This is a genomic window from Conexibacter woesei Iso977N (genome assembly GCF_000424625.1).
Lineage (GTDB): Bacteria > Actinomycetota > Thermoleophilia > Solirubrobacterales > Solirubrobacteraceae > Baekduia > Baekduia woesei_A.
The window spans coordinates 310,034-323,850 of the sequence record NZ_AUKG01000002.1 but is presented as its reverse complement, the minus strand read 5'-3'; the positions used below and the strand labels follow the sequence as shown (position 1 = coordinate 323,850).

Annotated in this window: 11 protein-coding genes and 1 pseudogene; 1 reads left to right on the top strand and 11 read right to left on the bottom strand. The window is 73.7% G+C overall.

Going from position 1 to position 13,817, the window contains the following annotated elements; all coding sequences use genetic code 11:
• Positions 1 to 58 precede the first annotated feature (58 nt).
• Together H030_RS39080 and H030_RS40675 are read right to left on the bottom strand one after the other, a co-directional pair.
• Positions 59 to 343 (bottom strand): ComF family protein, encoded by a 285-nt coding sequence (locus H030_RS39080; RefSeq protein ID WP_027006538.1) that lies wholly within the window; start codon positions 341 to 343, stop codon positions 59 to 61.
• Between the two features lie 217 nt (positions 344 to 560).
• Positions 561 to 731: pseudogene (locus H030_RS40675) on the bottom strand (double zinc ribbon domain-containing protein); the annotation flags it as partial.
• Between the two features lie 130 nt (positions 732 to 861).
• Between H030_RS40675 and H030_RS32040 the strand changes: the two are divergent.
• Entirely contained in the window at positions 862 to 1,710 is an 849-nt protein-coding gene (locus tag H030_RS32040; RefSeq protein WP_196809125.1) for a cytochrome c oxidase assembly protein, read from the top strand.
• Position 1,711: 1 nt separating this feature from the next.
• Here the strand turns inward: H030_RS32040 and H030_RS0113775 are convergent, their stop codons facing one another.
• The 9 genes from H030_RS0113775 to H030_RS0113735 form a co-directional block, all read right to left on the bottom strand.
• Positions 1,712 to 3,070 carry a UTP--glucose-1-phosphate uridylyltransferase gene (locus H030_RS0113775; RefSeq protein ID WP_027006537.1) on the bottom strand — a complete coding sequence of 453 codons (1,359 nt, stop codon included), beginning with the start codon at positions 3,068 to 3,070 and terminating at the stop codon, positions 1,712 to 1,714.
• A gap of 30 nt (positions 3,071 to 3,100) precedes the next feature.
• Positions 3,101 to 3,826: a PKD domain-containing protein gene (locus tag H030_RS0113770; protein WP_196809124.1), complete on the bottom strand. Its 726-nt coding sequence runs from the start codon at positions 3,824 to 3,826 to the stop codon at positions 3,101 to 3,103.
• Positions 3,827 to 3,911: 85 nt separating this feature from the next.
• A complete protein-coding gene (locus H030_RS0113765; protein ID WP_027006535.1) occupies positions 3,912 to 5,147 on the bottom strand; it encodes an adenosylhomocysteinase in 1,236 nt (411 codons plus the stop codon).
• Between the two features lie 39 nt (positions 5,148 to 5,186).
• The gene (gene ahcY, locus H030_RS0113760) at positions 5,187 to 6,650 is read right to left on the bottom strand and encodes an adenosylhomocysteinase (RefSeq protein ID WP_027006534.1); all 1,464 of its coding nucleotides are present in this window, start codon (positions 6,648 to 6,650) and stop codon (positions 5,187 to 5,189) included.
• Entirely contained in the window at positions 6,647 to 7,045 is a 399-nt protein-coding gene (locus tag H030_RS32035) for a MerR family transcriptional regulator (RefSeq protein WP_035127665.1), read from the bottom strand. The genes ahcY and H030_RS32035 overlap by 4 nt, the downstream gene beginning before the upstream one ends.
• A 44-nt stretch (positions 7,046 to 7,089) precedes the next feature.
• The gene (locus H030_RS0113750; protein WP_027006533.1) at positions 7,090 to 7,617 is read right to left on the bottom strand and encodes a hypothetical protein; all 528 of its coding nucleotides are present in this window, start codon (positions 7,615 to 7,617) and stop codon (positions 7,090 to 7,092) included.
• 37 nt (positions 7,618 to 7,654) lie between these two features.
• A complete protein-coding gene (locus H030_RS0113745; RefSeq protein ID WP_027006532.1) occupies positions 7,655 to 11,518 on the bottom strand; it encodes a calcium-binding protein in 3,864 nt (1,287 codons plus the stop codon).
• 72 nt (positions 11,519 to 11,590) lie between these two features.
• Positions 11,591 to 12,652 (bottom strand): bifunctional phosphoglucose/phosphomannose isomerase, encoded by a 1,062-nt coding sequence (locus tag H030_RS0113740; RefSeq protein WP_027006531.1) that lies wholly within the window; start codon positions 12,650 to 12,652, stop codon positions 11,591 to 11,593.
• Positions 12,653 to 12,692: 40 nt separating this feature from the next.
• On the bottom strand, positions 12,693 to 13,814 hold the full coding sequence (locus tag H030_RS0113735; RefSeq protein WP_027006530.1) for a sugar phosphate nucleotidyltransferase: 1,122 nt from the start codon (positions 13,812 to 13,814) through the stop codon (positions 12,693 to 12,695).
• Positions 13,815 to 13,817: the final 3 nt, after the last annotated feature.

The following is a 13,817-nucleotide window of genomic DNA, read 5'->3' as shown; positions in this document are numbered from 1 at the left end:
CCCCCGAGGCATGGAGTTGGCAACGTGGTTGGACCGATTGTGTGGAAATGCCCAGGTATCAGGTCAGCGCGCGGGCATAGGCGACCGCCCGGACCTCGCTGCACCCGGCGGCCCGGAGCGCCTGCGCGCAGGCGTGAAGCGTTGCGCCGGTGGTGTGCACGTCGTCCACCAGGACCGCGACCCGCGGGACCGGCCCGGCGCGCGTCCGTGCGCCGACGTCGGCCTGCAGCCGCGCCGTCCGCGAGCGCCCGGCCTGCGCCGAGCCGCGCCCGCGACGCAGCGACCGGGACGCCGAGCCGCGCGCCGAGCGCTCCGGCGATCGCGCCCGTGTGGTCGACCCCACGCCGTCGCCGCCGCCACGGGTCCGGAGGGACCGGGACGAGCGTCGCCGCGTCCCAGGTCCGTGGCGGCGCGGCGGCGGCGAGCTGGGCGGCCATCAGCGTGGCGACCGGCAGCGCGCCGCGGTCCTTCAGCGCGAGGACGAGCGGCGGGACCGGTCCCGCGTAGGCGACCGCCGACCACGCCGCGGCGAACGCCTGCCTGCGCGCCGGGCAGCTCCGGGCGCCGTGTCGCTCGGGCAGCCCGCAGCGCGCGCACCGCTGCGCCACCGCCGGCAGCCACGGCAGCGCGCCGCGGCAGACGATGCAGAGCGGATCGCCCCGCGCCACGCCGGTCGCCGACCGGCAGGCGACGCAGCGCGGAGGGATCAGGAGATCGAGCAGAGCGGGCATGCCGTGACCCTGCCGCGGGCCGTGCCACGACTCCACGCGCGATCGCGACGACTTCGTGCAGCGGGTGCGGCGTCACCACACGCGATCGCAACGGCTTCGTGCAGGGCGGAAGCGGCATACTCGGTTGGTGGTGCTTGCCGCTGCGGCCAACACGTCCTTCTCGCTCGCCCCGGGGCCGATCATCATCGTGGCGCTGTTGACCGGGTTGTACGTCTACCGGTGGCGGCAGGTGCGGGCGGCGGGCTCCACGCGCGGGGCGACGTGGACGCTGCTGGCGTGCTGGATGACGGGCATCTTCGCCCTGTTCGTCGCGCTGATCTCGCCGATCGACAACCTCGCCGACCAGGTCTTCGCCATGCACATGGTCCAGCACGTGCTGCTGCTGGACATCGTGCCGGTCTTCCTGATCCTCGGCCTCTCCAAGGTCCTGCTGCGCCCGATCGCACGCACGGTCCTGGACGCCGAGCGCGCGCTGGGCCCGATCGCGCACCCGCTGTTCGCGATCTGCTTCTACGTCGGCGCGATGTGGGTCTGGCACCTCCCGGCGCTGTACGACGCCGCGCTGAAGCACTCCGGCATCCACGTCATCGAGCACACGTTCTTCCTCAGCGCCGGCCTCCTGTACTGGTGGCACCTGCTCTCCCCCGTGCGCGGGCGCCACTTCGGCGGGCTGGCGCCGGTCGGCTACATGCTCTCGACCAAGCTCGCCGTCGGCCTGCTCGGGATCCTGCTGACCTTCGCCCCCAACGCGCTCTACGACTTCTACAAGACCGGCCCGCACGTCTGGGGCCTGAAGCCGACCGACGACCAGGCGCTCGCCGGCGCGATCATGGCGATCGAGCAGTCGGTCGTCATGGGCATCGCGCTCGCCTACCTGTTCGTCCGCGCGCTCTCGGAGTCCGAGCGCGCGCAGGAGCGCGAGGACCGCCTGCTCGACCAGCAGGAAGCCGACGCCGCCGCCGCCAACGCGGCGCGCTAGCTCAGCCCTCGAGCACGCTGCCGTCGTCGACCCGCTCGACGCCTTCGACGACGACGTCGCCCCGGACCACGACGTCGCGCCCGAACGTGACGTCGCCGCGAACCTCGAGCCTGTCGCAGGCGACCAGCGACGGCGCGTGCGGGAAGCGCGCGTCGAAGTCGGCAACCAACTTGTAGTGGTCGGTGTCGAGGTCGACGAACGGCGGCTGGCCGTCGCGCTCGTCGGCGAGATGCACCGCGCGGCCCGTGCCGATCACGTAGGCGTCGCTGCGCAGCGACAGCAGGTCGTTGGTCGTCTTGACCGGCACGAACCGCGACCGCGGCACGCGCAGCGCCGCCGCGCCCTCGAAGACGCCGATCGCCGCGCCCATCGCGGTCTCCAGCTGGATCACCGGCGTCGAGGACCTGTCGCCCGGATCGACGGTCTTCCTGTTGACGATCATCGGCAGGTCGATCGCCCCGTCGTCCATGACCGCGGCCAAGGCCTTCAGGTCGACCCACAAGGTGTTGGTGTTGAAGAACCGGTGCTTGCTCGTGTCCTGGAAGGCATCGACGTCCTCGTCGGGCGTCTGCGCGATCTCGCGTAGGACGAGCCCGCCGTCGCTCCTGCGCCGCGCGAGGTGCCCGCCCTTGCGGTCCGAGGACGTGCGATCGGCGACTTCCATCAGGAACGGCGCGCCGCTCTCGGCGAACCACCCCAGGATGTCGACGTCGAGCACGGCGCCCAAGTTGTCGCTGTTGGACACGAAGGCATAGCGGTAGCCCCCGGAGAGCAACGCCTCCAACATGCCCGAGCCGGCCAGCGCCGTGTACAGGTCGCCGTGGCCGGGCGGCGCCCACTCCAGCCCCGGATCGGCCTCCCACGCCACCGGCGCCAGGTCGTCGACGCGCAGCTTCGGGACCTTGTTCTGCACGAAGTCGCGCGGCAGCCCGGCGCTGAGGTCGTCGTACCGCTCCAGCGCCGCGAGCGAGTCCTCGCGCGTCGCGAACGAGTTCATCAGGATCAGCGGCAGCGGTGAGCCCGTGGCCTCGCGCAGGTGCAGCACCTGCTGGGCGACGAGGTCCAGGAACGACAGCCCGTCCTTGACCTCGAGCAGCGACTTGGCCTTGGTCATCCCCATCGACGTGCCCAGCCCGCCGTTGAGCTTGATGACCACCACCTCGTCCGTCACCTCGGCGATCGCCGTGTTCCTCAGGTCGGCGAACGACGGCAGCGACTCGACCGGCTCGATGTCGGCCTCGGCCAGCGTCCCGCTCTCACCCCCGGCCAAGCGCTCGTACTGGCGCCTGAAGCTCTCGACCGCGGCGTCGCCGAGACCCTCGGCCCGCATCTTCTCGATGGCAGCGTGCAACCCGTCCACGCCGCGGAACCTACCCCACGGATCGCGGGTCTAGCGCGCGACGGCCACGGAGTACGACGCGGTCGCCCACGTCGTCGCGACCCGGACCCTCGTGCCCTTGAACAGCGTCGCGCGCACGACGGTCGACCGCCCGAGCCGCTTGCGGGCGCGCGGGCCGAGCTTGGCGTGCAGCACGCGCGGCCCGCCGGTCTGGACGTCGAAGCGCCGCTGGACGAGCAGGAACGGCGTCTTCCTGGCGCCCTTGAGCGCCACGATCCGCAGGATCCCCTGGCAGCGCGCGGTCCCGCGGCAGCGCACGACGACGCGCAGCCGGTGCTTCTGGAGCCGCTGCCTCGGCGCCTGCAGGACGACCTCGGGCACGGCGGCGATGCCCGGCAGCACCGTCTGGCCGATCGGCCTCAGCGTCGAGGGCAGCTTGTCGTCGCCGGTCAGGACGATCGTCGCGCTCGCCGACGCCGACAGCCCCGTCGAGTCGGTCGCGGTCAGCGTCACGACGTGCGGGCCCGGGTGCGCGAACGACACCGACAGCCACGAGTTCTCCACGTCGAGCTGCTGGCCGTCGATCGACCACGCGTAGGTCAGCGGGTCGCCGTCCGGGTCGGTCGTCGCGTCGCCGTCGAAGTCCACCGGGTCGCCCGTCTGCGCCGTCGCCGGGGCGAGCACCGACACGACCGGCGCGGCAGCGCGGGCGACGGACGTCGGGACGATGGCGATGAGCGCCGCCAACAGGACGGCGCGAGCGAAGCTACGGGACAAACGCGAGGCTCCAGTTCGCGAAGAGCCCAGCAAGGTACTACGCGCGCTCCGCCCCCACCTGGCCGGAAGGCCAGCGGCCCCGCGCCTACTCCCAGGAGCGGCGGTAGGCCTGCTGCTCGGCGGTCAGCGCGTCGAGCTCGATGCCGAGCGAGGCCAGCTTGAGGCGCGCGACCTCGCGGTCGATGTCGTCCGGGACCGGGTGGACGCCGGCGCCCAGCTGCGCGCCGTGGCGCGCGAGGTGCTCGACGCTCAGTGCCTGCAGCGCGAACGACAGGTCCATCACCGAGGCCGGATGGCCCTCGCCCGCGGCGAGGTTGACGACGCGGCCGGCGGTCAGCAGGTTCAGGCGCCGCCCGTCGGGCAGCGTGTGCTGGGAGACCAGCGGCCGGACCGCGACGCCGTCGCCGCCCACGGCGCGCAGCGCGCCGAGGTCGATCTCGACGTCGAAGTGGCCCGCGTTGGCGAGCACCGCGCCGTCCTTCATGCGCTCGAAGTGCGCGGCGCCGAGGACGTGCGGAGCACCGGTGACCGTGATGAAGATGTCCCCGCGCGCGGCGGCCTCCAGCGACGGCATGACCTCGAAGCCCTCCATCCGCGCGTCGAGCCCGGCGATCGGGTCGATCTCGCAGACGACGACCTGCGCGCCCGCGCCCCGCGCGCGCAGCGCGATGCCGCGGCCGGTCGGGCCGTAGCCGAGGACCACGACGGTGCGGCCCGCGAGCAGCAGGTTGGTCGCGCGCAGGATGCCGTCGAGCGTCGACTGCGCGGTGCCGTAGTGGTCGTTGAACACGCGCTCGGCGCGCGCCTCGTTGACCGCGAGGACGGGGACGTTCAACCGCCCGTCGGCCTGCATCGCGCGCAGGCGCACGAGGCCGGAGGTCGTCTCCTCGGTCCCGCCGAGCATCCCCTCCAGCAGGTCGGGGCGCGCGGCGTGCAGCGTGACCAGCAGGTCGGCGCCGTCGTCGAGCGTGACGCGCGGGGCGCGGTCCAGGACGTCGGCGACGTGGCCCGCGTAGGTGTCGAGGTCCTCGCCGCGGCGGGCGAACACCTCGACCCCATCGAGCTGCGAGAGGGCCGCGGCCACCGCGTCCTGCGTGGCCAGCGGGTTGGCGGCGCACAGGGCGACCTGCGCGCCACCGGCGACGAGCGTCCGCACGAGGCCGGCCGTCTCGGCCGTGACGTGCAGGCACGCCCCGACCGTCAGCCCCTCGAGCGGGCGCTCGGCACCGAACCGCTCGCGGAGCGAGCGCAGGACGGGCATCTGGGCATCCGCCCATTCGATGCTCGTCCCGCCCGCCTCCGCGAGCGAGGGATCAGCGATGTCGCTCAGCGACGTATCTCCGCCGGATCCCTGACTGCTCTAGTACCGGTAGTGGTCCGGCTTGTACGGGCCCTCGACCGGGACGCCGATGTAGGCGGCCTGGTCCGGGCGCAGCTCGGTCAGCAGGGCGCCGACCGCGTCGAGGTGCAGGCGGGCGACCTTCTCGTCCAGGTGCTTGGGCAGCACGTAGACCTGCTTCTCGTAGTCGTCGTTCTTGGTGAACAGCTCGATCTGGGCGATCGTCTGGTTCGTGAACGAGTTGGACATCACGAACGACGGGTGGCCGGTCGCGTTGCCGAGGTTCAGCAGGCGGCCCTCGGACAGCAGGATGATGCTGTGGCCGTCCGGGAAGCGGTACTCGTCGACCTGCGGCTTGATGTTGATGCGCTCGATGCCGTCGACCTTGCCGAGGCCCGCGACGTCGATCTCGTTGTCGAAGTGGCCGATGTTGCCGACGATCGCCTGGTGCTTCATCTTGGCCATGTCGGCGGCCATGATGATGTCCTTGTTGCCGGTCGTCGTGATGAACACGTCGGCCGTCGAGATGACGTCCTCGAGGCGGGCGACCTGGTAGCCCTGCATCGACGCCTGCAGCGCGCAGATCGGGTCGATCTCGGTGACGATGACGCGGGCGCCCTGGGCGCGCAGCGACTCGGCCGAGCCCTTGCCGACGTCGCCGAAGCCGCAGATGACGGCGGTCTTGCCGGCGAGCATGACGTCGGTCGCGCGGTTGATGCCGTCGACCAGCGAGTGGCGGCAGCCGTAGAGGTTGTCGAACTTCGACTTGGTGACCGAGTCGTTGACGTTGATCGCCGGGAACAGCAGCTCGCCCTGCTGGGCCAGCTCGTACAGGCGGTGCACGCCGGTGGTGGTCTCCTCGGTGACGCCGAGGATGTCCTGGCCGATCTTGGTCCACTTGCCGGGGGTCTCGGCGACGCTGCGGGTGAGCAGCGTCAGGAAGACCTGGAACTCCTCGGACTCGGCCTGCGCCGGGTCCGGCACGGCGCCGGCCTTCTCGAACTCGGTGCCCTTGTGCACCAACATGGTGGCGTCGCCGCCGTCGTCGAGGATCATGTTCGGGCCCAGGTCCGCGTCACCGCTGAAGCCGGTGAGCGCCTGCTCGGTGCACCACCAGTACTCCTCCAGCGTCTCGCCCTTCCAGGCGAAGACCGGGACGCCCTGCGGGTCCTCGGGCGTGCCGTTCGGCCCGACCGCGACGGCCGCGGCCGCGTGGTCCTGGGTCGAGAAGATGTTGCAGGAGACCCAGCGGACCTCGGCGCCGAGCGCGGTGAGCGTCTCGATCAGGACCGCGGTCTGGATCGTCATGTGCAGGGAGCCCATGATGCGGGCGCCCTTCAGCGGCTGAGAAGCGGCGAACTCCTCGCGCGTGCGCATCAGGCCGGGCATCTCGTGCTCGGCGAGGCGGATCTCCTTGCGGCCGAACTCGGCCAGGGACAGGTCAGCGACCTTGAAGTCGAGGGTCTGCTGCTCGGTGGCGCTCATGCGGTCTCCGTGGAAGTGGTGGGTGTCGGGGTCTGTCGGGCGCGGACGGCGTCCAGCAGGCGGGAGTGCTTCTCCTGCTCGAAGGACAGCCAGTTGTCCGCGGGCACGTCGGCGGGCCGCTCGGGCCTGGCCTCGAACCACGCCTCCACCGCGCCCGCAAGTGCGGGGTCGCGACGCAGGCGCAGCGCGAAGCCGATGTCACCGAGCTCGAGGTCATTGGCGCCGAGCAGCTCCTTGAGCGTGCGCAGGCGCTGCAGCTCGGCCGCGCCGTACAGGCGGTAGCCGGCTGCCGAGCGCTGGGGCTCGATCAGCCCGTTGCGCTCGATGTAGCGGAGCATGCGCGGGGACCAGCCCGTCGTCTCCGCTGCCTCGTGGATGGTGAGGGCGTCCGTCAACGCCCCAACCTTACCACGATCGTGTCAAGGTTTGGACGGGTGTGTCAGGACGCGGCCTTCAGGACCGTCCTGCGGCCCTTGTTGGCGCGCTCGTAGAGCGCGACGACGCCCTTGGTCGCGCCGTCGGCGTCCCTCAGCCGCGCGACGATCGATCCCGCGGTGTCGCCGTCGTAGCCCGGCCACGGCTCGTCGATGACGATCGTCCCGCGCACGTCGTTGGGCTCGCCGAAGGATTCGACCGGCTCCGGCGTCGTGTCGAGGTGGCCGTCGTGGATCGGGCGCAGCGGCGTCGGCGGCGGGACGTTGCCGCCGGCCTCGCTCTCGCGCTCGGCCGCCTCGCGCGCGAACCGGCGCTCGATCGCCTCCTCGGCGGTCGGCGGCGGCGCGCCGTTGGACGACGGCGTGCCGACGCCGCCCGTGAAGGCGACCGGCGGGACGTCGTCGGTCTCGGCGACGTAGTCGGCCCCGCTCGGCGCGGGCGAGTAGGTCGCGTTCGGTCCGTCGTCGCCGCCGAACAGGCGGCGCAGCAGGAGCTCGAGCAGCAACAGCGGCAGGCGGAGCAGGAAGGCCATGCTCGTCCCCGTGCCCGCGCGCGGGCACGCCCATGCGCTACTTGCGCTTGACCGTCTCGCAGCCGGTGACCTTGTCGCCCGGGTCGATCTCGGCGACGTCGTTGCCCGGGCCGCAGTCGATCACGTCGCCGGAGCCGTCGGCGCCCGCGTGGATGACGTCGTCGCCGGAGCCCGCGCGCACGATGTCGGCGCCGCGGCCGGGGCGGATCACATCGTTGCCGGCGCCGCCGCGGATGACGTCCGGGCCGTCGTCGCCCTGGAGCACATCGTTGCCGGGGCCGCCGTCGACGTAGTCGGGCCCGCCGCCGCCGTAGATCGTGTCGTCGCCCTCGCCGCCGAGCAGGATGTCGGGCGCCGCGGTGCCGGGGTCGCGGTCGCCCCAGAGCAGGTCGTTGCCGCGCGTGCCGTCGAGGACGTCGCCGCCCGCGCCGCCGAGCAGCTTGTCGTCGCGGTCGCCGCCGCGGACGGCGTCGCCGGAGTCCGAGGTCAGGACCTGGACGCCCGCGAGCGGGTTCTTGGCCGGCGGCTGGGCCTCGACGATGTGCTCGCAGCCGGTCACGCCGCCCTGCTTGATCAGCTGGCGGTCGGAGCCGCCGCCGGCCGCGTTGGCCGGGTCGATCAGCAGCGTGTCGTCGCCGGGGCCGCAGTCGATGCGCTCGTCGGCGCCGCGGTCGTTGGCCTCGACGGTGTCGTTGCCGGGGCCGCCGAGCAGCGTGTCGCGGCCGGAGCCGCCCGCGACGACGTCGTCGCCGTCGCCGCCGTTGACGACGTCCGCGCCGGAGCCGCCGTCGAGCGTGTCGTTGCCAGCGCCGCCGTCGAGCTTGTCGAGCGCCTCGCCGCCGTCGAGGTCGTCGGCGCCCGCGCCGCCGAGCAGGGTGTCGTGGCCGAAGCCGCCGCTGAGGTCGTCGTTGCCGGTGCCGCCGTCGAGCCTGTCGTCGCCGGAGCCGCCCGCGAGCGTGTCGTTGCCGGCGCCGCCGCTGACGGCGTCGCCGCCGGTGTCGCCGTAGAGCGCGTCGTCGCCGGGGCCGCCGTCCAGGACGTCCGGGGCCTCGTCGCCGTGCAGGTTGTCGGTGCCGGTGCCGCCGTGCAGCGCGTCGTGGCCGAAGCCGCCGTCGAGGTCGTCGTTGCCCGCGCCGCCCCAGAGCACGTCGTTGCCGCGCCCGCCGGTGAGGCGGTCGTCGCCCGCGCGGCCGCGCAGGACGTCCACGCCGGAGCCGCCGTGGCGGACGACGGGACGCGCCGCGGCGGTCCTGCCGCCGGGGTGCTTGTCGGCGGCGGCCGTCGCGACCGGGACCGACGCGGCGCGCGCGAGGCCGACCGAGGCGGCGCGCGCGGTCTTGGCGGTCGAGGCGCCGACCTGGGCGGCCTTGGGCGCCGGGCCGGCCTTGGCCTGCTTGAGCAGGAACGCGCAGCCGGAGGCCTTGTCCTTGCCGTCGACCGTCGCGACGTCCGAGCCGTCGCAGGTGACGACGTCGGCGCCGCCGCCGTCGAAGGCGCCGATCGCGTCGGTGCCGGGGCCGCCGATCAGGTTGTCGTTGCCGCTGCCGCCGGAGATCAGGTCGTCGCCGCCCGCGCCGTTGACGGTGTCGTTGCCCGGGCCGCCGGACAGGACGTTGGGGCCGTCGCCGCCGCGCAGCACGTCGTTGCCCGCCGAGCCGGTGACGTCCTCGACGTCGGCGCCGACGAGGTCGCCCTCGCCGGGCTCGCCGCCGTCGGCGGCGCCGTCGAGCGTGACGGTCACGCCGGTCGTGCGCGCCGCGTAGCTGACGCGGTCGTGGAAGCCGTCGCCGCCGAGCAGGACGTCCGGGCCGGCGCCGCCGTCGAGCAGGTCGTCGCCCGCGCCGCCCTCGAGCGTGTCGGCCTCGGGGCCGCCGACGAGCGTGTCGTCGAACGGCGAGCCGATGACGTGCTCGGCCTCGCGGACGTCGTCGCCCTCGCCCGGCGTGCCGTCGTTGCCCTGGTTGTCGAGGGTCACGCTGACGCCCGCGGTCGCGCCGGAGTAGTCCACCGTGTCGGTCCCGGGGCCGCCGCGCAGGAGGTTGGCACCCGGGCCGCCGACGAAGCGGTCGTCGCCGCTGCCGCCGATCAGCGCCTCGACGTCGGAGGCGATGCTGTCGCCCTCGCCCGCCGCGCCGTCGTTCGCCTGGCCGTCGAGGGTCAGCGCGACCGCGTCGGTCCGGCCCGCGTAGGAGACCTGGTCGCGCCCGTCGCCGCCGGCCATCGCGTCGGCGCCCGCGCCGCCGGTCAACTGGTCGTCGCCGTTGTCGCCCGCCAGCGCGTCGTCGCCGTCGCTACCGGTGAGCGTGTCGTTGCCGTCGCCGCCGCGCAGGACGTCGTCGCCGGTGCCGCCGTCGAGGACGTCGTCGCCCGCGCCCCCGTCGAGCGTGTCGTTGCCGTCGTTGCCGGAGAGCGCGTCGTTGCCGTCGCCGCCGGCGACCTGGTCGGCCCCGCCACCGCCGGAGGCGCGGTCGAAGCCCGCGCCCGCGAGCAGGACGTCGTCGCCGCTGCCGCCGTCGAGCGTGTCGTTGCCCGCGCCCGCGTCGAGCGTGTCGTCGCCGTCGCCACCGCTGACCGCGTCGCTGCCCGCGCCCGCGGTGACCGCGTCATCGCCCGCGCCGCCGTTGATGATGTTGTTGCCCGCGCCCGCGTCGATGCGGTCGTTGCCGTCGCCGCCGGTGAGCGTGTCGCTGCCCGCGGCGCCGGTCAGGACGTCGTTCCCGGCGCCCCCGTCGAGCGCGCCCGTCCCGCCGGTCACCGTCAGCGCGTCGTTGCCGTCACCGCCCGACATGGTGGTGTTGCCCGCGCCGGCCGTCAGCTTGTCGTCGCCCGCGCCGCCCGACATGGTGTTGTTGCCCGCAGCGCCGGCGCTCGGGACCGCGGTCAGCGTGTCGTTGCCGTCGCCACCGTCGAGGGTGTTGTTCCCGGCGCCGCCGTCGAGCGCGTCGGCGCCGTCGCCGCCGGTCAAGGTGTCGTTGCCCGCACCGCCGAGGAGCGTGTCGGCTCCGGCGCCGCCGTCGAGCTTGTCGGGACCGGCGCCGCCCTTGAGGACGTCGGCGCCGTCCCCGCCGTCGAGCGTCGTCGCCGGGACGTTCCCGGACACCGGCAGCGTCCCGAGGACGGTCAGCTGGTCGTCGCCCGCGCCGCCGCTCAGCGAGCCGCCGAGCGCGGTCGTCGTCAGGACGTCGTCGCCGTCGCCGCCGAGCAGCGCGGTCGCGGCGCCCGAAGCGCTCAGGTGGTCGTCGCCGGGGCCACCCTCGAGCGACGTCATGGTCGGCGTTGCCGCCAGCGTGTCGTCGCCCGCGCCGCCGACGAGCTTCTCGACGTCGGCGCCCAGTTGGTCGCCCTCGCCGGTCAGGGTCACCGGCGCCGTGCGCGCCGAGTAGTCCACCGTGTCGGTTCCCGCGCCGCCGTTGAACGTGTCGGCGCCGTCGGCGCCGGCGTCCGCGACGAGGCGGTCGTCGCCGGAGCCGCCGTTGAAGGTGTCGTCGCCCGGCCCGTCGGTGAACGTGTCCGCCCCGGCGCCGCCGGAGATCACGTCGTTGCCCGCGCCGTCGGCGATCGTCAGCGGCAGCGCCGACGAGCCCGTGACCGTGAGGCGGTCGTCGCCGTCGCCGAGGTCGAAGCTCATCGCGCTCGGGCGCGCGCAGCGCAGCGCGGTCGCCGTGCGCAGGTAGCAGTAGCCGGTCGCCGTCGTCAGCTGGCCGGAGACGCCGAACCCGACCTCCACGTAGGTCGAGGAGACCGTCAAGGTGTAGGTGTTGGTCTCCCCCGCCCCGGCGGCCACGGCGAACGCCGAGCCGTTCAACGACAGCGTGGCGGCGCCCGCCGGGGTCGCACCGAAGGCGGCGATCCCGGCGCAGAGCAGCGCGAGGCACAGGAGGACAGGGCGGCGGCGGTCCACGTCGCCCCGGGTGATCGGAGCGACGCCGTCCCGCTTGACCCCACACGTCGTACGCCGTCAGGCGCACGACGCCTACTTCTGCGCCAGCTGCTCCTTGAGCGACTCGATGTTCGCCACCGGGCCCGGGTCCACGCCGCGCAGCGCGGCCAGGTAGACGCTCACGAGATCGCCCAGCAGGACCAGCGAGAACACGCGCTCGAACGACGAGGTCCCGCGCGTCGGCACCCGGAACGTCGCGGTCGCCGCCTCGCGGATCAGGCCCTCGGTCAGCTCGACGCGATCCTCGATCCGCGGGTGCGTGTCGGAGTCCTCCAGGAACACCGCGCCGAACCTGCCCAGCTCGGCCGCGCCGGTCCAGCCGACGAGCTCGTTGTGGTCGGCCTCGGGCAGCTCGTGCCAGAACGCCGGGACCTTCGCGTTCTCGTTGAGCTGCGTCTTCCAGCGGTAGGCGATCGTCGTCGTCGTGCCCGCGCCGTAGATGACCGGCACGGTGCCGACCAGCCCGCGGGCCAGCGACTTGGCGACGGTGTCCTCGGCGGCCTCCGGCCCCCACTCGACGACGAGCTCCTCGAGGTGCTCGGCGGCGACGTCGATGTCGGAGTTCATCCGCGGGCCGCAGCCGCAGCGCGCCGCGACCTCCAGGGCCGCGACCGCCATGTAGGCGACCGCCGCGCGCGGCTGCAGGCCGCCGGCGACCGGGATCACCGGGACGCCGTCGGCGCGCGCCTGCTCGGCGAGCTGGCCGCCGGACGTCGCCACGACGCGCTTGGCGCCCAGGGCGCCCGCCGCCTCGTAGCAGGCCAAGGTCTCCTCGGTGTCGCCCGAGTAGGACGAGCACAGCACGGTCGTGTCCGGCGTCGTCCACGGCGGCAGGCCGTAGGCCCGCGCGCTCAGGATCGGCCGCGAGGCCGTGTCGCCCAGCGCCGCGCGCGCCAGGGCGCCGCCGATCGCCGAGCCGCCCATGCCGGCGACCACGAGGCCGGCCGGCGAGTCCCAGTTGGAGAGCTGCGCCGACTCCGCCTTCCACAGCGCGTCACGCAGGTGCTCCGGGATCGCGAGCACGTCGGTGAGCTGGTCGGTGCTGTCGATCTGCCCGATGCTCTCGCGATCGAGATCCACGTTCGTCGTCGTCATGCCGCCATCCCCTCGGTCGCCCGCACGACGATGAATCACATCAGAACTTGATCGCGCCCGCCGGGAGGTCCGTTCCGGGGAACACCTTGATGCCCGCCGAGAGGATGTTGCCGGCGCCGACACGCACGCCCTCGCCGAGCACCGCGCCGCCGCGAACCACCGCGCCGTCGGCGATCTCGACGCCCGCCGCGACGATGCAGTCCTGCAGGACCGCGCCGCGGCCGACCCTGACGCCGTCGAGCACCACGGAGCGCTCGACGCGCGCGCCCTCGCCGACCGTCACGCCCTCGCCGAGCACGACGAGCGAGCCGATGTGCGCGCCCGCGCCGATCGACGAGCCCGCGCCGACGACCGCCGGCGGGACGACGCGCCCGTCGACCCTGACGCCGTCGGCCAGCGCCGTGTACCCGGCGCCCATCCGCTCGGCGACCGCGGTCCGGACGTTGCCCTCGAGGATGTCGAACGTGCCCTGCAGGTAGCGCTCGGGCGTCCCGATGTCCATCCAGTAGGCGCCGTCGGCCTGCGAGCCGTGCAGCCCGTTGCCGACCAGCGCGGGCCAGATCGTGCGCTCGATCGACACCTCCTGGCCGGACGGGATCATGTCGAGCACGCTCGGCTCCAGGACGTAGATCCCGGCCGAGATGTAATAGCGGTCGATCCCGCGCAGCTGCGACGGCGCCGGCTTCTCCAGGAACCCGGAGACCGCGGACGTCGGGTCACAGAGCACGAGCCCGTAGGCGCTGGGGTCGTCGACCGGGACCAGGCCGAGCGTCGCGCTCGCGCCGGTCTCGGCGTGCTGGCGCAGCTGGGCGGTGACGTCGACGTCGGTCAGGACGTCGCCGTTGAGCATCAGGAACGTCTCGTCCAGCCCGCCCAGCTCGTCGGCCGCGTAGCGCAGCGCGCCCGCGGTCCCGCGCGGCTCGGGCTCGACCACGTACTGCAGCTTGATCCCGAGCCGGCTGCCGTCGCCGAGCGCCTCGCGCACCTTCGTCGGCTCGAAGCCGCACGACAGGATCACGTCGTCGACCCCGTGGCCGCGCAGCCACTCGAGCATGTACACCAGGAACGGCCGGTCGACCAGCGTGATGACCGGCTTGGGCTGGTTGGAGGTCAGCGGCCGCAGCCGCGTGCCTTCACCACCTACGAGGATGACGGCCTGCATTCG

Coding starts and splice junctions, on each gene's coding strand:
- ahcY (WP_027006534.1), bottom strand. CDS start 6,650: ATGAGCGCCACCGAGCAGCAGACCCTCGACTTCAAGGTCGCTGACCTG.
- H030_RS0113740 (WP_027006531.1), bottom strand. CDS start 12,652: ATGACGACGACGAACGTGGATCTCGATCGCGAGAGCATCGGGCAGATC.
- H030_RS0113750 (WP_027006533.1), bottom strand. CDS start 7,617: ATGGCCTTCCTGCTCCGCCTGCCGCTGTTGCTGCTCGAGCTCCTGCTG.
- H030_RS0113735 (WP_027006530.1), bottom strand. CDS start 13,814: ATGCAGGCCGTCATCCTCGTAGGTGGTGAAGGCACGCGGCTGCGGCCG.